The 20,468-nt window shown below is 61.6% G+C and carries 19 protein-coding genes; 16 read left to right on the forward strand and 3 right to left on the reverse strand.

Annotation, left to right across the window (positions count from 1 at the left end):
* Nucleotides 1-84 precede the first annotated feature (84 nt).
* The gene (locus MNR02_RS22195) at nt 85-1,599 is read right to left on the reverse strand and encodes an aldehyde dehydrogenase family protein (protein WP_241949625.1); all 1,515 of its coding nucleotides are present in this window, start codon (nt 1,597-1,599) and stop codon (nt 85-87) included.
* Nucleotides 1,600-1,723: 124 nt separating this feature from the next.
* Here MNR02_RS22195 and MNR02_RS22200 point away from each other — a divergent pair, with 124 nt between their 5' ends.
* From MNR02_RS22200 to MNR02_RS22210, 3 genes are all read left to right on the forward strand, one after another.
* The gene (locus tag MNR02_RS22200) at nt 1,724-2,425 is read left to right on the forward strand and encodes a GntR family transcriptional regulator (RefSeq protein WP_241949626.1); all 702 of its coding nucleotides are present in this window, start codon (nt 1,724-1,726) and stop codon (nt 2,423-2,425) included.
* Between the two features lie 166 nt (nt 2,426-2,591).
* Nucleotides 2,592-3,419, forward strand: coding sequence for an oxidoreductase (locus MNR02_RS22205; protein WP_241949627.1), 828 nt, complete (start codon nt 2,592-2,594; stop codon nt 3,417-3,419).
* A 72-nt stretch (nt 3,420-3,491) separates the two neighbouring features.
* Nucleotides 3,492-4,388, forward strand: a complete 897-nt coding sequence (locus MNR02_RS22210) for an AraC family transcriptional regulator (RefSeq protein ID WP_241949628.1) — start codon at nt 3,492-3,494, stop codon at nt 4,386-4,388.
* 97 nt (nt 4,389-4,485) lie between these two features.
* Here the strand turns inward: MNR02_RS22210 and MNR02_RS22215 are convergent, their stop codons facing one another.
* Nucleotides 4,486-4,917, reverse strand: coding sequence for a winged helix-turn-helix transcriptional regulator (locus tag MNR02_RS22215; RefSeq protein WP_371746783.1), 432 nt, complete (start codon nt 4,915-4,917; stop codon nt 4,486-4,488).
* A 70-nt stretch (nt 4,918-4,987) separates the two neighbouring features.
* Here MNR02_RS22215 and MNR02_RS22220 point away from each other — a divergent pair, with 70 nt between their 5' ends.
* From MNR02_RS22220 to MNR02_RS22260, 9 genes are all read left to right on the forward strand, one after another.
* A complete protein-coding gene (locus MNR02_RS22220) occupies nt 4,988-5,941 on the forward strand; it encodes an aromatic alcohol reductase (RefSeq protein WP_241949629.1) in 954 nt (317 codons plus the stop codon).
* 633 nt (nt 5,942-6,574) lie between these two features.
* Nucleotides 6,575-7,165 carry an FMN reductase gene (gene msuE, locus MNR02_RS22225; RefSeq protein ID WP_241949630.1) on the forward strand — a complete coding sequence of 197 codons (591 nt, stop codon included), beginning with the start codon at nt 6,575-6,577 and terminating at the stop codon, nt 7,163-7,165.
* Nucleotides 7,166-7,187: 22 nt separating this feature from the next.
* Complete coding sequence (gene sfnG, locus MNR02_RS22230) at nt 7,188-8,291, forward strand: dimethylsulfone monooxygenase SfnG (RefSeq protein ID WP_241949631.1); 1,104 nt, start codon at nt 7,188-7,190, stop codon at nt 8,289-8,291.
* 109 nt (nt 8,292-8,400) lie between these two features.
* On the forward strand, nt 8,401-9,312 hold the full coding sequence (locus tag MNR02_RS22235) for an ABC transporter ATP-binding protein (protein ID WP_241949632.1): 912 nt from the start codon (nt 8,401-8,403) through the stop codon (nt 9,310-9,312).
* Complete coding sequence (locus MNR02_RS22240) at nt 9,312-10,208, forward strand: branched-chain amino acid ABC transporter permease (RefSeq protein WP_241949633.1); 897 nt, start codon at nt 9,312-9,314, stop codon at nt 10,206-10,208. Before MNR02_RS22235 ends, MNR02_RS22240 begins: the two co-directional genes overlap by 1 nt.
* 1 nt (nt 10,209) lies before the next feature.
* Nucleotides 10,210-11,250 (forward strand): branched-chain amino acid ABC transporter permease, encoded by a 1,041-nt coding sequence (locus MNR02_RS22245; protein WP_241949634.1) that lies wholly within the window; start codon nt 10,210-10,212, stop codon nt 11,248-11,250.
* Between the two features lie 93 nt (nt 11,251-11,343).
* The gene (locus MNR02_RS22250) at nt 11,344-12,678 is read left to right on the forward strand and encodes an ABC transporter substrate-binding protein (protein ID WP_241949635.1); all 1,335 of its coding nucleotides are present in this window, start codon (nt 11,344-11,346) and stop codon (nt 12,676-12,678) included.
* A 101-nt stretch (nt 12,679-12,779) separates the two neighbouring features.
* Nucleotides 12,780-13,559: an ABC transporter ATP-binding protein gene (locus tag MNR02_RS22255; protein ID WP_241949636.1), complete on the forward strand. Its 780-nt coding sequence runs from the start codon at nt 12,780-12,782 to the stop codon at nt 13,557-13,559.
* A gap of 25 nt (nt 13,560-13,584) precedes the next feature.
* Entirely contained in the window at nt 13,585-14,832 is a 1,248-nt protein-coding gene (locus MNR02_RS22260) for an SfnB family sulfur acquisition oxidoreductase (protein WP_241949637.1), read from the forward strand.
* Nucleotides 14,833-15,263: 431 nt separating this feature from the next.
* Here MNR02_RS22260 and MNR02_RS22265 read toward each other — a convergent pair whose 3' ends face one another.
* The gene (locus tag MNR02_RS22265) at nt 15,264-16,046 is read right to left on the reverse strand and encodes an IclR family transcriptional regulator (RefSeq protein ID WP_241949638.1); all 783 of its coding nucleotides are present in this window, start codon (nt 16,044-16,046) and stop codon (nt 15,264-15,266) included.
* A 205-nt stretch (nt 16,047-16,251) separates the two neighbouring features.
* Between MNR02_RS22265 and MNR02_RS22270 the strand changes: the two genes are divergently transcribed.
* From MNR02_RS22270 to MNR02_RS22285, 4 genes are all read left to right on the forward strand, one after another.
* Nucleotides 16,252-17,160 carry a dihydrodipicolinate synthase family protein gene (locus MNR02_RS22270; protein WP_241949639.1) on the forward strand — a complete coding sequence of 303 codons (909 nt, stop codon included), beginning with the start codon at nt 16,252-16,254 and terminating at the stop codon, nt 17,158-17,160.
* A gap of 120 nt (nt 17,161-17,280) precedes the next feature.
* A complete protein-coding gene (locus tag MNR02_RS22275; RefSeq protein ID WP_241949640.1) occupies nt 17,281-18,663 on the forward strand; it encodes an ABC transporter substrate-binding protein in 1,383 nt (460 codons plus the stop codon).
* Nucleotides 18,660-19,631 (forward strand): carbohydrate ABC transporter permease, encoded by a 972-nt coding sequence (locus tag MNR02_RS22280; RefSeq protein ID WP_241949641.1) that lies wholly within the window; start codon nt 18,660-18,662, stop codon nt 19,629-19,631. The genes MNR02_RS22275 and MNR02_RS22280 overlap by 4 nt, the downstream gene beginning before the upstream one ends.
* Nucleotides 19,618-20,457 (forward strand): carbohydrate ABC transporter permease, encoded by an 840-nt coding sequence (locus MNR02_RS22285; protein ID WP_241949642.1) that lies wholly within the window; start codon nt 19,618-19,620, stop codon nt 20,455-20,457. Before MNR02_RS22280 ends, MNR02_RS22285 begins: the two co-directional genes overlap by 14 nt.
* Nucleotides 20,458-20,468: the final 11 nt, after the last annotated feature.

The raw sequence follows: 20,468 nt of genomic DNA on the forward strand, positions 1-20,468 counted from the left end.
ACCCAAGTCTCGGCTGGCGGGCTCCGACCAAAGATTTCGCCAGCCGAGATTTTCCTCCTCATGACCGCCCGGATGGGCAGCCCGCTACCCGAACCAGGGCGCGGGGCGCCCGAGCGTGACATGCACGCCCTTGAACTGGGAATATTCGTCGAAGCCGTACCGGCCGAGTTCACGCCCGAGGCCGCTCTTCTTGTAGCCGCCGATCGGCATTTCCGGCGTGCCGTCGATGACGCTGTTGATCCAGCAGCGGCCGGCGCGGATGCGGCGGATGCTTTGCAGCGACTTTTCAAGATTGGTGGACCAGACGGAAGCCGACAGGCCGAACTCCGTGGCATTGGCCATGGCTACCGCCTCATCTGCCGTCTTGAAGGTCAGCGTTGAAAGCACCGGCCCGAAAATCTCCTCGCGCGCGATCGACATGTCGGGCGTGACACCGGCAAACACTGTCGGTGCATAATAGAGACCGGCCTCCCTGCCGACCCTCTCCCCGCCCAGCAGGAGCTTTGCGCCGGAGGCAAGGCCAGCCTCGACATAGGAATGCACCTTCTCCGCATGCGCCTCCGAAATCATCGCGCCAATCTTCGTGCGCTCGTTCAGCGGATCGCCGAAGGTGACCTTGCGCGAGATGTCCAGCAGGCGCTCCATCAGCGCGTCGCGGACGCTTTCCTCGACCAGCAGTCGGCTACCTGAAATGCAGCATTGCCCTGCATTGTGATAGACGCCATAGGCGATGCCGTCAGCGGCGGCTTCCAGGTCTGCATCGGCAAAGACGATCTGCGGCCCCTTGCCGCCGAGTTCCAGCCCGACGCGTTTGACGCTGCGCGCCGCGATCTCGCCGAGCTTGGTGCCGACACGGACGGAGCCGGTGAAGGCAACCATGTCGACGTCAGGATCTTCGGCCAGAACCTGCCCCGCCGGGTCGCCGTAGCCGGTAACGACGTTGAACACGCCGTTGGGAATACCGGCCTCGCGCGCCAGTTCGGCCATGCGGATCGAGGTGCCGGAGGTGAATTCCGACGGCTTCAGCACCACCGTGCAGCCAGCGCCGATCGCCCATGGCACGCGCTCCGAAGCGATGATGAAGGGGAAGTTCCACGGCGTGACGATGCCGACCACGCCGACAGGTTCACGCAGCACGAGGCCAAGACGGTCGTCACCGATATTGTTGTGGCTCTGGCCCTCCAAAGCCCTTGCCTGGCCCGCAGCATAGGACCACAGGTCTGCGCAGAAGCCGATTTCGCCGCGCGCCTGATTGATCGGCTTGCCGACTTCCAGACTTTCGGCCAGCGCAAGCTCTTCCTGATGGAGAAGGATAAGGTCCGCCACCTTGAACATCAGGCGCGAGCGCTCGGCGCCCGACATGCGCGGCCATGGACCGGTATCGAAGGCCCGGCGTGCTGCTGCAATGGCCACCCGCATATCATCTGCCGAGGCTTCCGGCCAGATGCCGACGACCGCGCCGGCGTGGCCAGGGCTCACGCGCTCGATCGTCTTGCCGGATGCCGCATCGACGGACTTCCCATCGACAACCATCTGATAGCGGGCTTTACTGTTCAGCCGCGGGTCACGGGAATCGGGTGTTATGAAATTGGACAGCAATATCGTCTTCCGGCCGGCAACGGTGCGCCAGCCCCTCCCTGTTGATCCGGTTTTCAGGCCACCGGATTTCTGTTGCGTATGAATTGTATGGTACTGTATGGTGGCTCAGATTGGATGTCAACGCATGACGATGGGAAAAGACGTGAACCTTGAATCCCTCAAAATAGACACCGGTGAAACCGCGGCAGCGCAGGTGGAACGGGATTTGCGCGAGTCCATCATCCAGCTGGAACTCACGCCAGGAATGCGCCTCTCCGAACAGGAAATCGCCACACGCATGGGCGTCTCACGTCAGCCGGTGCGCGAGGCGCTGATCGCGCTTGGCAAATCGAAGCTGGTGGATATCCGGCCCAACCGCGGTACGGTCGTCGTGCGCATCTCGGCGCGAAAGATGATGGAGGCTCGCTTCGTGCGCGAGGCGATAGAGACCGCCGTCGCCCGTCGCGCAAGCGGGGCCTTCGACAGCTGGACGCGGCGCAAGATCGACACGATCCTCGACCGCCAGAAGAAGGCGATGGAAGCGCACGATCACAACGCCTTCCGCCGCGAGGACGAGCAGTTCCACATTGCGATTGCCGAGGGGGCCGGTTGCGGCCTTGCCTGGAGCGCCATATCCGACATCAAGGCGCATATGGACAGGGTCTGCAATCTTCAGCTCCGCCATCCCGATTCCATGGTCCGGCTGATTGCCGAGCACGAGGCGATCATAAACGCCATCGACACGCGCAACGCCGATGCGGCCGAGGCCGCCATGCGCAGTCACCTGAACGGGATCCTCGCAGACCTCCCGCAAATCGAGGCCGACAATCCCGATCTGTTCGAGTGAACGTGTCGGCACCAAGGACATGAGAAAACGTCTTCGTCGCTGGTGATCGACAGGATCAGGCAAGAAACAGGCAGGACCGTTTATAGCCACCAACGGGGTTGAGCCGTAAATTGCATGGTGTTGGCGCGGAACGCGCCGATGTCCAATCAAGAATGGAATTCGCTCTATGAGAACTTGGTTCATTACCGGGGCCAATCGTGGTCTCGGCCTGGAAGTCGCGCGCGCCGCACTCGACGCCGGCGACAATGTCGTTGCCACGGCGCGCAAGCCAGATGAGATTGAGAATGCGTTGGCAGGCTTTGCCGACAAGCTTCAGACAATCCCTCTCGATGTCACGGACCATAAGGCGATCGCTGAAGCGGTCAGCGTTGCGCAGGCCCGGTTCGGACGGATCGACGTTCTCGTCAACAACGCCGGATATGGCCAGCTCGGCGCGTTCGAGGAGGTCGCCCCGGAAGCCGTGACACGACAGTTCGCCACCAATGTCTTTGGCGCCTTCGATGTCACACGGGCCATTCTGCCGATCATGCGTGCGCAGCGCTCCGGTCATGTCATTACGATATCGTCGATTGCAGGCATGGAGGGCTTTGAAGGCGCATCGATCTATTGCGCGACGAAACATGCCGTGTCCGGCTGGTCGGAAGGTCTCGCCCGCGAAGTGGCACCGTTCGGTATCAAGGTGACCTGCGTCTATCCCGGTCGCTTCCGTACCGACTTTCTTGACGGCAGTTCCGTTCACTATGGCAATCTATCGATCGAGGATTATGCGTCGGCTTCGGCCCAGCACAGACAGGCGCTTGATGGCGCCAATCATCAACAGATCGGTGACCCCAAGAAATTTGCTGCGGCCATGCTGGCTGTCGTTAGGGCTGAGAGGCCGCCTGTATGGCTGGCAACGGGCTCCGACGCGTTTGCCGTATTCGACAACAAGTCCCACGCGCTCGCGAAGAACATCGAGCAGTGGAAAGAGCTGGTCCTGTCGACGGATTTCTAGGCTATAGCTCAAGGGAGCGGATCTGCAGGAGACGGGAATGGCGTATCGACGCAAAGGAAGGCTGCAGCGGAAATGAATGGCATCGAACTCGCCCGTCATCGCATGTGCGAGCTTGTCGAGAGGCGCCTTCCGCATGAGGGCTCTCTTGCTACAGCCATTCCTGGTCTCTCCCTGCATCGGCGCACATCTTCGATGACGCCAGACTCTTCGCTCTATGAACCCTCCTTCGCGTTCATCATCAAAGGCGCGAAGCGCGTCGTCCTGGGAAATGAGACATATGTCTATGATCAAGATCATTTCCTGCTGACGGCCGTGGGCCTGCCAACGATCGTCCAGGTGCTCGATGCAAGCGCATCGGCGCCTTATCTCTCGTTAAAGCTCGACATCGACCTCGACATGGCGCGTGACCTGATTGCCGAGGTCGATCAGCTTGGAAGGCCTGCGGAGGGCAACGGAACAGGCATTGCGATCGGACCCGTGACGCCGGAGCTGACAAACGCTGCGCTGCGCCTTCTCGACCTTTTGGATGAGCCACGCGATATTCCCATTCTGGCGAGGTTCATCCAGCGGGAAATCCTCTACCGGATCGTGACTGGCCCCGTTGGCGGCCGGTTGCGGCACGCTGTCGAAGTCGGCACGCAAACCAATCGGGTCTCGGCGGCAATTCGCTGGCTGCGTGATCATTTTGACCAGCCGGTCCGCATCGAGACCTTGGCAGGTGTCGCAGGAATGGGCGAATCGACCCTGCACCATCATTTCCGCGCACTGACGGCCATGAGCCCGCTGCAATACCAGAAGCATCTTCGTCTCCATGAGGCGCGTCGAATGATGATCGCCGATCGCATAGACGCAGGCAGCGCGGCGCTTCGCGTCGGTTACGAGAGCGTCACGCAATTCAACCGCGAGTACCGCAGACTGTTCGGCGCGCCGCCTAAAACGGACGTTCGGGTCATTCTTTCGCACGCATGATACGGCGGATTAGTGGCTCTGGCGTTTGCAAACTCACATTGGTGAGGATTGCGGCGGCTGCACCTTTCGGACGCCTGGCCTGCGGCTGGCGGCGTGGTCAGTCGATATCGCTCCTGGCGTCGAAGTCCTCCCTCGACCTCCGGAAGCGATCCGCGTTCTCGACGATCCACGTCCACAACGGGATCATGCGCAGGAGCAGATCCATGCCCGTTTCGGAAAGCGCGTATTCGACCCTCGGAGGGTTCTCCCCGAAGTCGTTTCGGATGACCAGGCCGTCACGCTCCAGCTGACGCAGCGTCCGTGTCAGCATGCGCTGTGTGACGCCGTGCATGCGTCTTCCGATCTCCGCGTGGCGCAGCCCACCGTACACGCCAAGTGTGTGGATGATGCCGAGTGACCAGCGGTTTCCGGCATGCGCCAGCACTTCGCGGCGCACGCCGTCGTCATCGTCCCTCAAGCCATCGCAGACCGTCTGGGAATACCTGAGAACGTCTTCACTGCTCAAAGTCTGGTTCACAGTATCACGCATGTACCTTCTTTCATGTGCTTGGGCGCATCGCTAGATCGGGGTCGAAACGCATTCTCAATGAGGCAAAACAATGAGTGATACAGCTTACACCACCACGCCGCGGTCCATTCTTGTACTGGGCGCTGGAGAACTCGGGCAACCCGTCCTTCGCAATCTGGCACGCCGTGCACGCGAGGCAAAGGATACGACGATCAGCGTTCTCCTGCGCGCCAGCGCTGTCTCGTCGGATGACCCGGAAAAGCAGCGTGCCATCGCGGAGATCCGGGAGCTCGGCATCGAGGTCGTCGTGGGCGACCTGGTCAAGAGTTCGATCGACGAACTCGCCTTGCTGTTTGCACGATTTCACACCGTGATTGGTTGTGCCGGTTACGCCGCAGGCATAGATACGCCGATGAAGCTGGCGAAGGCCGCTTTGCAGGCCCGTATCCCGCGCTACTTCCCTTGGCAGTTTGGCGTTGATTTCGAGGCGATCGGACGCGGCAGTCCGCAGGACATTTTCGATGCACAGTTGGACGTCCGCGAACTCTTGCGAGCCCAGACCCAGACCGAATGGGTCATCATCTCGACAGGGATGTTCATGAGCTATCTGTTCGAGCCGGAGTTCGGCGTCGTCGACCTGAAAAATTCCAAGGTCAATGCATTGGGAAGTCTCGATACGGCCGTGACGCTGACGACGCCCGATGACATCGGGAAGCTGACGGCGGAAGTCGTCTTCGCCGAACCGCGCATCCGGAACGAAATCGTGTTCCTGGCTGGCGATACGGTGACCTACGGGGAGGTCGCTGACAAGCTGGAAGCCGGTCTTGGCCGGCCTTTCCGGCGTTCTGAGTGGAGCGTGCCCTTCCTGATGGAAGAACTGGCGAAAGATCCGCAGAACATGATGCGCAAGTATCGTGCAGCCTTTGCCATGGGCCGGGGCGTCGCGTGGGATAAGGCAGGCACCTTCAACGAGCGTCACGCCATCCCCGTCACGGACATCGATGCGTGGATCGGCGCAAACCTGGATGCCTCCGTTCGGGCGTAGCCCGCATTCGGCTTGGGTTCGAAAGGGTGGGACGTACAACGAATGGATGCCTCGCCCGCCCGTTTTCCCGGCGGGCGGCAAGCCGCGCCGGGATTGGCCGGCGACGAGGTAGTCTGCCGTTGTCTGGACGGCAAGAGCCTCGCCTCGCCGCTGAAATTCCTGGCGATAGATCAATCCCATGCCATGCGGGCGACCCTGCCGAACGCGCGTCTGATCGCCCGAAGGCGTGACGTGCCCACCTCTCGTCGGTTCGGGAGTTTGTCGATAGTTGGACGACCGCTCCACGTGCCCGTGATTAATGCGGGCGTAAGGCTATCGTCAGATCGACCAGTCTTTCGCTTCAAAACCGGCCGCGGCCCCCTGGGGAGGCTTCTTCCATTGCATCGGGCTGGCTCACATTCGGGGTCTCGTTCAGAGGCAGGGGACGCCGCGTGTAGGAAGCCATGGGGCATTTCAAGCAGCGAGGCGGTTTTACGGCGTTCATCGTCTTTCCCGTCCTGCTTGACCTCTGCGTTGCGCCATTGACCGCGTGCAGAAGATTGAATTCCTCAAAACGCACTCAGTTTGGAACATGCATCTTTGATAATCTACAAAAAACATAGAAATTAAAAACAATTGGATTTGAGGTGATCGATGAAAATTCTCGGCATAAGCGGCAGCGTCAAGCGGCCTTCGCGTACGGCGCATGTCGTTGAGCGCATCGTCGCCGCGATCGGGCGGGCGGCAAATGTATCGACGGATGTCATCGACCTTGCGGATGCGGCGCCTGTGCTGTTCAGGGCGTTGCGTGCCGATCAGCTCGACGATGCGGGGCGGGCGATCATTGACGCTGTCGAGAGCGCCGATGTGCTCGTCGTCGGCTCGCCGGTCTACCGTGCGTCCTATACCGGCGCGCTCAAGCATCTTTTTGACCTTGTCGATTTCCGGGCCCTGCAGGGCAAGCGCGTCGTCCTTGCAGCGACCGGCGGCACGCCACTGCACGGCTTGATGCTGGAGCATCAGTTCCGGCCACTGTTCGGCTTCTTCGGCGCCGTTACCGTGCCGACGACGGTCTACGCCGTCGAGGCCGATTTCACCGAATACACGCTTTCGAACCCGGCCGTCGAAGCGCGCATCGAGCGTGCCGTCGTCGATCTGTTCGATCTATTGCCCGCTACGGCCCTTGCCGCCGGCGATGCCCATCCGGCCCTTCGCGTTGTTTCGCGCGAGACGGCCGCCAACTGACATCAGGAGAGAGGAGTACCCCATGACTGAACAGAACAGGGATGCCGTGAAATTCGCCTATTGGGTGCCGAACGTTTCCGGTGGACTCGTCATTTCCAATATCGAGCAGCGCACCAGCTGGACGATCGAATACAACCGCAAGCTCGCGCAGATCGCGGAAGCCAGCGGCTTCGACTATGCGCTGAGCCAGATCCGCTTCACGGCTGGCTATGGCGCGGAGTTCCAGCATGAATCCGTGTCGTTCAGCCATGCTCTTCTTGAATCCACCACGACGCTGAAGGTCATCGCCGCAATCCTGCCCGGTCCGTGGAACCCGGCGCTCGCCGCCAAGCAGATTGCCACGATCAACCATCTGACGAACGGCCGCGTTGCCGTCAACGTCGTCAGCGGCTGGTTCCGCGGCGAATTCCACGCCATCGGCGAGCCCTGGCTAGACCACGACGAGCGCTACCGCCGCTCGGAAGAGTTCATCCGCGCGTTGCGCGGCATCTGGACGGAAGACAACTTCACCTTCCGCGGTGATTTCTACCGCTTCAACAACTATTCCCTGAAGCCGAAACCGATCGATCCGCAACCGGAAATCTTCCAGGGCGGCTCGTCGCGTGCCGCGCGCGACATGGCCTCGCGTGTCTCCGACTGGTATTTCACCAATGGCAACACGCCGGAGGAAATTGCCAAACAGGTCAATGACATCAGGGCGAAGGCCAAGGAGAACAATCACGCCGTCAAGGTTGGCGTCAATGCCTTCGCTATCGTGCGCGAGACCGAGGAAGAAGCCAAGGCAGTGCTCGCCGAGATCATCGAGAAGGCCAATCCCGAAGCGGTCAACGCCTTCGGTCACGAGGTGAAGAATGCCGGCAAGGCCTCGCCCGAAGGCGAAGGCAACTGGGCGAAATCGAGCTTCGAAGACCTCGTCCAGTACAATGACGGCTTCCGCTCCAACCTGATCGGCACGCCGAAACAGGTGGCCGAGCGCATCGTGCACCTGAAGCGCGCCGGTGCCGATCTCATCCTGCTCGGCTTCCTGCACTTCCAGGAGGAGGTGGAATATTTCGGCAAGCACGTCATTCCGCTGGTGCGCGCGCTGGAAGAGGCCGAGGAGACCGCGGCTATCGCGGCCGAGTAAGGCAAAACAAACAAGGGAGCGGCGGCTCGACCGTCGCTTCCTGAAACGCGGGCGCGATGGTGTCCGCGAACCCAAACCCGTGCCCGTAGGGCGATGGACGAAACGAACCATGTCGGCATCGAATTATCTGCTCGCGGGCCTCAGCGGCGAGGTGGCAATCCCGCCCGACATTGCGGAGCATCTTTCGCTGCGCAATGCACCTGCTGCACAGCCCACACTACGGACTGATGCGTCTCTTGCGCTGGAGTTGCGCGGCATCGATCTGTCGTTCGGCGGGGTGGTCGCGCTCAAGGAGGTCGACCTTGCGGTGCGTCATGGCGAGATCCGGGCGATCATCGGCCCGAACGGTGCCGGAAAGAGTTCGCTGATCAACGTCATCTCCGGCGTCTATCGGCCTGACCGCGGTCACGTTGCTATCAATGGCGCGCCCTACCAGCCGGTGCCGACGCACAAACTCGCCCGTCTCGGCGTTGCTCGCACCTTCCAGAACCTCGCGCTCTTCAAGGGGCTGAGCGTGCTCGATAATGTCGCGACAGGTCGGGCCTATGCCGGCCGCACGAATTTCCTCAGCCAGATCATCGGACTGCCCAATGCGCGCCGCGAACAGGCAAATGCGCGCGAGCGGGCGCGCAGCGTCATCGATTTTCTGCATCTGACGCCCTACCTCGACCGCCTTGCCGGCACGCTGCCCTATGGATTGCAGAAGCGGGTGGAACTGGCGCGGGCACTGGCCGCCGAGCCGCGCATCCTGCTGCTCGACGAGCCCATGGCGGGCATGACGGCGACGGAGAAGAACGAGCTTGCCGACTACGTGCGCCTCGCTCGAGAGGAATACGGCATCACGGTCGTGCTGATCGAGCACGACATCGGCGTGGTCATGGGCCTGTCCGACCGGATCGCCGTGCTCGATTACGGGCGCAAGATCGCAGACGGCACACCGCAGGAGATCGCCAGCGACCAGCGCGTCATCGACGCCTATCTCGGCGTGCCGCCGGAAAACGAAGACGGGGAGGGCATCTGATGGCCGAATTCGACTGGCTTTTCTTCACCGAGGTGCTGATCGGCGGGCTGCTCTCCGGCGTGATGTACTCCCTGGTCGCAATCGGCTTCGTGCTGATCTACAAGACCTCGGGCGTCCTGAATTTTTCGCAAGGCGCGTTGCTCCTCTTCGCCGCGCTCACCTTCGTCAGCCTCGTCGAGAAGGGCGTGCCTTTCGCGGCCGCCTTCGCCATTACTTTCGCGGCGATGGTCGTTATCGGTATCGCCATCGAGCGCACGGTGCTGCGACCACTTACCAACAAGCCGCCGATCACGCTGTTCATGGCGACGCTCGGCCTCTCCTACATCATCGAGGGTGCGGCGCAGCTCATCTGGGGCACGCAGGTGCATGGCCTCGATCTCGGCATCGAGGATATCCCTTTCGATGTCGGCGGTGTCTTCATCAGTCAATTCGATATCTTCGCCGCCGTGGTTGCGGCCGGCATGGTGGCGGCGCTTTCGGCCTTCTTCCGCTACACCCGCATCGGCCTCGGCTTTCGTGCAGTCGCGGACGATCAGTTCGCCGCCCTCGCCGTCGGCCTCAAGCTGCCGTGGATATGGGCAAGTGTATGGGCCGCTGCCGGTCTCGTCGCGCTGGTTGCCGGATTGCTGTGGGGCGCACGTCTTGGCGTGCAGTTCTCGCTCTCGCTGGTGGTGCTGAAGGCGTTGCCGGTGCTGGTCCTTGGCGGCTTCGATTCCATTCTCGGCGCCATCGTCGGCGGCCTGATCGTCGGCGCATCCGAAAAGCTCGCCGAGGTCTATATCGGCGATTATTTCGGCGGCGGCATCGAGGGCTGGTTCGCTTATGTCGTGGCACTCGTCTTCCTGCTCGTGCGCCCCTCGGGCCTGTTCGGCCAGAAGCTCGTGGAAAGGGTCTGACATGTCTGTCGTCACAGCCGATCTTTCGCCGTCTTTCTCCGTCCCGCGCCATGCCGGCGCGATCGCAGTGCTCGCCGTCGCCTATCTCGTCGTGCCCTTCCTCGGCTCAAGCTATCTCTTCGAGGCGATCCTGCTGCCTTTCCTGGCGCTCAGCCTTGCCGGCGTCGGGCTCAATCTGCTGACGGGTTATGCAGGCCAGGTCTCGTTGGGCTCGGCCGCCTTCATGGCGGTGGGCGCTTTCGCGGCCTATAATTTCAATCTGCGGGTGGACGCGCTGCCGCTGGCCGTCTCCATAGTGCTGGCCGGGCTTTCGGCGGCGGCGATCGGCATCGTCTTCGGCCTGCCGAGCCTGCGGCTGCGCGGCTTCTACCTCGCCGTCTCGACGCTCGCTGCGCAGTTTTTCGTGCAATGGGCACTGACGAAATTCAGCTGGTTCTCCAACAACTCCGCGTCCGGCGTCATCGACGCGCCGCCGCTGTCGCTTGCTGGCTTCTCGTTCGAGGGCCCTGTCGGACGCTATCTCTTCGCGCTGACGGTCGTGGCGGTCCTGACCTTCCTCGCTTTCCGCCTCGTCTCATCTCAGACCGGCCGCAACTTCATCGCCGTGCGCGACAACGAGACCGCCGCGCGCATCATCGGCGTGCCGGTCCTGCGCACCAAGCTGCTCGCCTTCGGGGTTTCATCCTTCATCATCGGCGTCGCCGGCGTGCTTTGGGCCTTTGCCTATCTGCGCACCGTGGAGCCGGCGGGCTTTAATCTCGATCGCTCGTTCCAGATCCTGTTCATCGTCATCATCGGCGGCCTCGCTTCGATCCGCGGCGCCTTTTTCGGCGCGGCGCTGATCGTTGTCTTTCCGCTCGTGCTGTCGAGACTCGGTTCCTTCCTGCTGGGTGACGTCTTCGATTCCGGCGTGCTCGATATGACGCAACGTATCGTGATCGGCGCCTTCATCATCCTGTTTCTGGTGCTGGAGCCTGATGGCCTTGTCGCGCTCTGGGATCGCTTGAAATCACGCATAACGGCCGCCGTCCGGCGGGTGTGAGATCGAAGCCGCGGGCTTCCAACAATAAAAACCTTGAACCCTGACAGCAAACCGGACGGCCCAGCGCCGCCGACAGACGGAGTGTGTCCAGCCATGACCCTTTACACAAAGATAAGAGCCGCTGCTTTCGCCGCCGGCATCGGCCTTGCAGCCATCGCCGCACCGGCGCTTGCCGACGAGCAGCATTTTCCCCTTCAGAGCTATCGTGTCGGCCCCTACGCGGCCGGCGGCACGGGCTTCTTCGGCGGCTTCATCGACTATCTCAACCTCATCAATACCAGGGACGGCGGCGTCAACGGCGTAAAGCTCACCTGGTCGGAGGCCGAGACCCAGTATGAGGTGGAGCGCGGCGTCGAGGCTTATGAGCGCCTGAAGAGCAACCAGGGCATCGCCGCCTGGAATCCGCTGTCGGTCGGCATCGCCTATGCCATGATCGACCGCATCACGCAGGACAAGGTGCCGCTGATCACCATCAACCATGGCCGCACGGATTCGACCGACGGCCGCGTCTTCCCCTATGTCTTCCCGCTGCTGCTCAATCCCTACAGCGAGACCTCGGGCATCGTAAACTACATCGCCTCCAAGGAGGGCGGTCTCGAAAGCCTGAAGGGCAAGAAGATCGTCGTGCTTTACCACGGCTCGCCCTATGGCAAGGAGACGATACCGATCTACGAACTGCTCGCCGAAAAGTACGGTTTCGAACTGCAGCAGATCGAAGTGCCGCATCCGGGCAACGAGCAGCAGTCGCAGTGGCTGACAATCCGTCGCGCCAAGCCCGATTATGTCGTGCTACGCGGCTGGGGCGTGATGAACCCCGTTGCGCTGAAGACGGCAGCCAAGACCGGCTTCCCGGTCGATCACATCATCGGCAATGTCTGGTCGAACTCGGAAGAGGACGTCATTCCGGCGGGTGATGCGGCCAAGGGCTATACGGCGATCACCACACAGGCGTCCGGTGCCGAATACCCCGTCGTCAAGGAGATCGTGAAGACGGTCTATGATGCCGGCAAGGGCAATCTGGAGGACAAGAACCGTATCGGTTCGGTCTACCACAATCTCGGCATCGTCAACGGCATCCTGAATGTCGAGGCCGTGCGCATCGCCCAGGAAAAATTCGGCAAGCGCACGCTGACGGGCGATGAAGTGCGCTGGGGCTTTGAACATCTCCAGCTCGATCCCGCCCGTGTCGAGGCGCTCGGCGCCAAGGACCTTTTCCACTCGATCAATGTCACCTGGGACAACCACGAGGGCAACGGCTACGTGACCTTCCAGCAGTGGGACGGCAAGAAGTGGAACGTCGTTTCCGACTGGATCGCCCCGGACTGGGCGCTGCTGCGGCCGATCATTGAAAAATCCTCCGAAGCCTATGCCGCTGAAAAGGGCATCAAGCTTCGCACGGCCGAAGATGCGGGCGGCGTGACGAACTGATGTCGCAAGGCCGCGCACGGCACCGCGGCCCTGTCGCCGGGCATCGGAACAATATCTCCGATGCCTGGCCGGAATTTTCCGAAAACGCGAAGGGATTCGACATGCCCGAGGACAGCAGGCTGCTCACCGTCGAGGGCCTTCATGCCACCTACAACCATTCCATCACCGCGCTGCATGGCGTGACGCTCTCGCTTGCCCGCGGCGAAATCCTGGCCCTTCTCGGCGCGAATGGCGCCGGCAAGACCACGACGCTGAAGGCGGTGTCGAACCTGCTGCCGGCCGAACGGGGCCAGATCCTGGCCGGCAGCATCCGGTTCGAGGGGCGCGACGTGACGCGTGAGGCGCCCGCAAGCCTTGTCCGCAGCGGTCTCGTGCAGGTTCTGGAAGGGCGGCATTGCTTCAAGTCGCTGACGGTGGAGGAAAACCTCGTTTCCGGCGGTCTTGGCCGCAGCGGATCGCGTGCCGAAATCGCCACCGACCTCGAAAAGGTCTACGCCCATTTTCCGCGGCTCAAGGAGAAGCGCCGGGTTCTTTCTGGCCTGACCTCCGGCGGTGAGCAGCAGATGACGGCGATCGGCCGGGCACTGATGTCGCGTCCGCGGCTGCTGGTGCTCGACGAGCCTTCGATGGGGCTCGCGCCCCTCGTCGTACAGGATATCTTCCGCACCCTGAAACGCCTCAACCGCGAGGAAGGCCTTTCAATCCTCGTTGCCGAGCAGAACTCGGCGGTCGCGCTCACCTATGCCGACCGGGCGGTCATTCTTGAAAACGGCGTCAGCGTTCTCTCGGGCAGCGCCGCCGAGCTCAAGGCGCGCGACGACGTTAAGGCCTTCTATCTCGGCCGGAAGCCCGTCGCGGCCACCCCTGTCTTTGCCCACTGAATCCAATCTGAAGAGGAGACTTGCGATGACCATTTCCAACGTAAACACAAAGGGTGCCGCCGAGGGTGTTCCAGCCGTGCCCCGCCCAGGCGAACCCGCGCATATCATCAAGAGCGACGCCGAGGCGATCTCGGTCGCGAAGGCGATCGCGGCCGAGATCGCGCCGGGAGCGGCAATCCGCGATCGGGACCGCATCTGGCCGGTAAAGGAACTCGACGCCTTCTCGCAGAGCGGGCTCTGGTCGATCAACGTGCCGAAAAAGTTCGGCGGACCTGAAGTGTCCTATGCAACACTCGCCAAGGTGATCGAGATCGTCTCGGCAGCGGATTCCTCCATCGGCCAGATCGCACAGAACCATCTCGGCGTCGTCGCCGCCATTCGTACAGTGTCCGACGAGGCGCAGCAGAAGCTGCTCTTTGCCGAGGCGCTGCGCGGCACGCGCTTCGGTAACGCTTTTTCGGAATTCGGCTCCAAGCGGGCCGCGGATTTCGAGACCAAGTTCACCGATGCGGGCGATCACGTCGTGGTCAACGGCCAGAAATTCTACTCCTCCGGCGCGTTGCTCGCTCATCTGGTGCCGATCGTGGCGCTCGATGACGAGGGCCGCGCCTGGTATGCGATTGCCGAGCGCGATGCACCGGGCCTCACCGTCATCGATGACTGGTCGGCCTTCGGCCAGCGTACCACGCTGTCAGGGACCGTCATCCTCAACAATGTGAAGGTGCCGAAGACCCATCTGGTGCCCGGCTACAAGGGCTATGAGGTGCCGACGGCCGATGGCGCGATCTTCCAGATCATCCAGGTGGCGGTCGATACCGGCATCGCGCAGGCGGCGATCGATGAGACCGTCTCCTTCGTCCGTACCAAGAGCCGTGCCTGGATCGACAGCGGCGTGGAACGTGCCTCGGACGATCCCTACACGATCCAGGCCGTCGGCGATCTGACACTGCGGCTCCATGCGGCGCAGGCGCTGCTCGAAAAGGCCGGAAAAGCCATCGACCGGGCCATCGAGACCCCAAATGCCGAGACGGTCGCCGACGCGCAGATCGTCACTGCGGAGGCAAAGATCCTGTCGACGGAAATCGCGATTGCTGCGACCAATAAGCTGTTTGAACTCGCGGGCACCCGCTCCACGCTTGCCGAGCATCACCTCGACCGCCATTGGCGCAACGCCCGTACCCATACCTTGCATGACCCCGTGCGCTGGAAATACGCCATCCTCGGCAATTATTTCCTGAACGGCGAGAAGCCCCCGCTCCACGCCTGGAGCTGAGTTATCTAAAAAAACCGGGGCGCCAGAGAGGCGCCCCGCTTCAATTGCGACGTGGGTTTCAATATCTTCAAGACAATGCGTCTGACACATCGGTCGCGGATCAGTGCAAGGTCCTGAAGCAGCGCGTCCAGATCGATAATCTTCCTAGGCGTGTAGGACTTCAGTCCCTCTTCGACCACGATCCGGCTTACGAGGCCGAACGGTTCCTGATGCAGGAGTGGCACAACGAAGGGGGGCATGCAGGCGATATTGGGAGTGCTTCTCCCTGTTCTTGCCGCGATCGACAGCACCCTCTCGCTTCTCGGGCGAGCGCCGATTGTCGGACACACCTTTTTCGGTGTCGTGCTGATTGCGTTTCTTCTCTCATGCCTGCCGGTTTGGTGCGGCAAACGCGAGGGAGGGGGCAGCCGATTTTGCAGGGCAAGGCGGTGCTAGTCTGCCCGGGAGCGATATCCCAGCTGGATCGAAAGAAGCTCGGCGTGTTTTATGACAAGCTGGGCAAGGTCCGGTATCCTGTCGTCCGTGAGCTTGCGCCGCGTGCTGCTCAGGCTCAGGCCCGCAATGACGCGGCCGGCGGCGTTTCGCACCGGCGCGCCGATGCACCGCTCATGGGCATCCATTTCGCCATTGTTGATCGCATATCCGCGTTTGCGGGTCGTGGCCAGATCATCACGCAGTTTGATGGGGTCCGTAAGTGTATCGCGGGTATAGGGGTGGAGCCCCTGCTTTATGATGCGCTCGATCGTCTCCGTCGGCTGGAAAGCCAGCACGGCCTTGCCGACGCTCGTGCAGTAGCAGGGAGAGCTTTCCATTGTTGTGGTGGAGTTGAAGCGGCCGGCCCGGCCGCCGATCGTGCGCGTCACGAAAATCATCTGGTTGCCGTCGAAGACGCACAGGTGGCTTTTTTCGCCCGTGCTTCGGCTGAGTGCCTCCAGAACGTGACGGGCGTCGCGCGAAATGTCCATGTTGGCCAGCGCGCTGTTGCCGAGGTGGATGAGGCGCAGGCCGAGGCGGTACACGTCGCCGGTATTGTCCTGATCGAGCAGGCCCGCATTGCGCAGGGTCGTGACCCAGCGGTGCGTGGTGGAGCGCGGCATGCCGGTCATGTCGGCGATATCGCCGACGGACAACTGCCCGCTGCTCAGGGTGAAGCAGTCGAGGATGCGGAGCATCTTCTCCGGTGCATTTCCCGATGTTTCTGCAATCGTGTTCACGTGTCGCTCCTCCCCTGCGGGCCGCCTTTGTGCAGCACGAGGATGCAGATTGCAAGAAAAGCTTGGAAAAAGATGTCCCAAAAAATGAGACAAATTCGCACTGCACAAAAATCAAGTGTATGTTTTTAAAAGATAAACAAAATTTGCGGCGTGTTTTTCGCAGCTTATAATTCAGGCATACACATTGGAGAGGAGATACTTCCATATGACTGTCGACCTGCACGGGATCATTCCAGCACTCGTGACCCCTTTCGATGCGGATGGCGAAATCAACGAACGGCTGTTTCGCGACCATGTGCGTTTTATCCTGAACAAGAACGTGCACGGCGTTTGTCTGGCGGGCAGCACGGGCGAGGGCTTCACCTTCTCGCCGGCAGAACTGCGCCAGCTGACGGCTGCGACCGTGGAAGAAGTCAACGGCAAGGTTCCTGTCGTCGCCGGCATCATCGCCAACAGCACGCGTGAGGTCATCGAGCGCGCCAATGCGGTCAAGGATCTCGGCGTCGCCGCGCTCCAGGTCACCCCGACCTACTACGTCTTCAACTATGGCGAAGAAGCCATGTTCCAGTATTTTAAGCAGATCTGGGAAGAGACCGGTATTCCGCTTGTCATCTACAACGTGATTCCGTGGAACCTCCTCGGTGCCGATCTGGTCGTGCGGATGATGGAGGAGATTCCGGGCGTCATCGGCATCAAGCAGAGCCAGGGCAACATTTCCCGCGCTGCCGAACTCGTCATCCGCGCGCCGAAGGGAAAGTCCATCCTCGCGGCCATCGACGATCTTCTCTATCCCTGCTTCATGATGGGTGCGCAGGGCACGCTGGCCGCTTCGCCGACAGCGGCACCCGGTCCTTGCGTCGCGCTGTGGAACGCCGTAAAGGCCGGCGATCACGACCTGGCGCGCAAGATTCACGATCGTCTCGTCATTTTCTGGCACCTGATGGGACATGAGAACCTGCCGGCCCTGGTGAAATACTGCCTCGAGCTTCAGGGCTGCGAGGTGGGCATTCCGCGCCATCCGATGCCGCTGGCTTCCGCAGAGCAGAAGGCGAAGATCCGGCCCGCGCTCGAAGCGCTTCTCCAGTTCGACCCGCAACTCGCCAAGGCAGCGTGAGGCAAAGCCGCGCGGAGAAGGGTGCGGCTTGCTAGGCATGGTCCCGGGCACAGGCGTGGCCGGGACAGGAGGAAAAGCCGCCGGGTGTATCCGGCATGTTGATATTCTGGGAGGAATTCTATGAAACGTGATGACAGAACCGCTGCGGAAACCGCTGCATCCGCCGGCCTTTTCCGGCGCGATGTGCTGAAGTTCGCCCTTGCCGGCTCCGCCCTGGCGGCCGTCGGTCTGCGTGCGCCGGCCGTGCTCGCGAATGCAAAACCCTTCGAGGGTGTCACCCTGCGTGGCGCATGCTTCCAGCACATCTTCCACACCTATATCCAGAAGCTGCTGCCCGAGTTCGAAGAACAGACGGGCATGAAGGTCGAGTTCGATCTGCAGGCTTTCCCGGTCTACAACCAGCGCATGGACCTCGAACTGTCCACGCATGGTTCGAGCTATGACTTCTGCAACATCACCCACTCGTTCTCCGGCCGCTGGATCAGCGCTGGCTGGCTGACACCGCTGAACGACTTCCTCAACGATCCCAACAAGACGGCCGCAGACTTCGATCCGGACGATTTCGTCAGCGGCACGCAGATCGCCTATATCGATGCGAACAAGCAGCTTCACGGCTTCGCCTGGGAAGCCGGCGCCATGCTGCTGGCCGCCTCGCGCTTCGATATTCTCGACAAGGAAGGCATCGCCATGCCGACCACGCTTGCCGGCATGATCGATGTCTGCAAGGCGATCCACAACAAGAACGGTGTCGCCGCCTTCGTGGCGGATCGCCTGCATCACTGGAACTTCCCGCCCTACCTGATGGGCTTCGGCGGCAAGGTCTTCCGCGATCCGCCGCGCGACCTGATGCCGGTGCTCGACACGCCCGAAGTGATTGAGGCGGCAACCTACTATTCCGAGCTGCTTTCCAATTACTGCCCGCCGGGCGTGCTGTCCTACACGGACGACCAGGCGATGCGCAATCAGCTGGCGGGCCGGGCGAACATGCGCATCAACGCCATGTCGTGGCTGCTGCCTCTGGCGAAATCAGACGATTCCCGCGTCAAGGACACGGTGCGTTTCGCGCTGATGCCGGAAGGCCCGGCCGGCGGCTTCCCTGCCTGCAACGCCAATGCCTACGGCATTCCGGCTGGCTCTAACCAGAAGGACGCCGCCTGGGCGTTCATCCAGTGGGCGACATCGAAAAAGACCTTCGAGCGCACCGCGCTGGAAATGGGCGGGCTTGCGACCCCGCGTCGTTCGATCATCGAGGATCCTCGCTACAAGGAGGCGCTGACGATCAACGGTCAGGACATCGCCTCGATGTATCTCGACGTTCTCGAGCGCAGCGGCCGGGAAGGCTATATGGCCTATCGTACCGTGCCCATCTGGCCGCAGACCGGTGAGAAGATCAACAAGGCGATCGAGCGCATCGCCAGCGGGCAGGCCGACGCGGCCACCTCAATGAAAGCCGCCCAGGCGGAAGCAGTCGAGGACATCAAGAAAGCGGGCGTCAAGTTGTGAGCGCGGTCGATGTGGAAAACCGGCGCCGCGACGTCGCGGTCAATGCGGTAGGCCATGCAGCGAAGGCGGGGAAAACCCCCGCCTTCGAGCGCCAGCGCCAGCGTTTCTTTTGGCTGCTTCTGGCGCCGGTCCTTGCCATCCTTGCCGTCGTCACGCTGCTGCCGACACTTTATCTGCTGGTGACGAGCTTCACCCCGCTCAACCTCGCCAACCCGGCGACGGCGTGGGACTTTTCCGATCCGCTGGTCAACTATCGCACGCTTTTGACCGATGACCGGCTGCACAACAGCTTCTGGGTGCAGGCGAAGCTGTCGGTGGTGACGGTGGTGCTTCAGCTTCTGTTCGGTCTCGTCGTCGCATTGCTTCTCAACATGAGAACGCCGCTGATGAACGCGCTTCGAACCTCGTTTCTCGTGCCGATGGTCTTGCCGCCCATCGTGGTGGCGATCATCTGGAAGGTGCTCTACTCGCCCGACATCAGCCCGGCCTGGTGGCTTTTCCAGCTTCTCGGCTGGAACGTGCAGACACCGATCACCGATGCCAGTTGGGCGCTGACAGCGATCATTGTGGCGGACACCTGGGAATGGTTTCCCTTCACCATGATCATCATCCTGGCGGCGCTTGCCATGATGCCGGAGGAGCAGCGCGAGGCGGCGGAAGTCGACGGTGCCAGCATCTGGCAGCTCACATGGTACATCACGCTGCCCTATCTCAAGGGCACGCTGCTGGTCGCGGGGCTTTTCCGGCTCATCGACAGCATCAAGACCTTCCCGCTCATCTACATTCTCACCGATGGCGGACCCGGCTCGGTTACCGAAGTCTCGAACTACTACATCTTCGTCCAGTCCTTCAGCTTCAGCTATATCGGCTATTCCGCCGCCGTCACCATGGTGCTGCTTGCCATGATCGTCGTTCTGAGCTGGGTCATCATCCGTGCGGTTTCGGGAGGCTCGAATGCCCAGGAGTAAGCTCGACGCGGCCGCGCGCCGCAACCGTATCCTGGCGAACACGATCGTCATCGCACTTGCGATCATCACCCTGCTGCCGTTCCTCTGGTTCGTCGTGATGAGTTTCAAGCCGGCGGACGACATCTTCGCGGGCATTGACGGCTTCTTCTTTACCCCGACGCTCGAAAACTACACGTCGCTGTGGAACGACCGGTTTGCGGGATCGATGCTCAACAGCTTCATCACGAGTTCGGTATCGACGATCCTGGCGCTCGTCATCGGCACGCCGGGTGCCTATGCGCTCTCACGGGCGACGATGAAGCAGGAGCGGACCTTCTCGCTGCTCATTCTCGCCTCGCGCATGGCCCCGCCGGTCGCCTTCGCGATCCCGTATTTCCTCGTCTACCGCTACATGGGCCTGCTCGACACCCGCACTGGCCTTATCCTGGTCTATCTCACGTTCAACTTGGCGCTCGTCGTCTGGCTGATGCGCAACTTTTTCGATGCCACGCCGCGTGCGCTCGAAGAAGCGGCGTGGATCGACGGGGCGAGCCTGTGGAAGACGTTCATGGTCATCGTCCTGCCGATGTCGGGTCCGGCGCTCGTTACGACGGCGATCCTATGCTTCCTCTATTCGTGGAACGACTTCTTCTTCGCGCTGACCCTGACGCGAAACAACGCCATGACCGCTCCGGTGGAGGTGGTCAACTTCATGAACTACGAGGGCTGGGAGTGGGGCAAGATAGCGGCCGGCGGCACGCTGATCATGGTGCCGGTTCTCGCCTTCTCGCTCCTGATGCGCAAATACCTCGTCGCGGGAATGACGGCGGGTGCGGTCAAGGGCTGATCAGAAATCTT

The organism is Shinella sp. H4-D48, assembly GCF_022637395.1.
Lineage (GTDB): Bacteria > Pseudomonadota > Alphaproteobacteria > Rhizobiales > Rhizobiaceae > Shinella > Shinella sedimenti.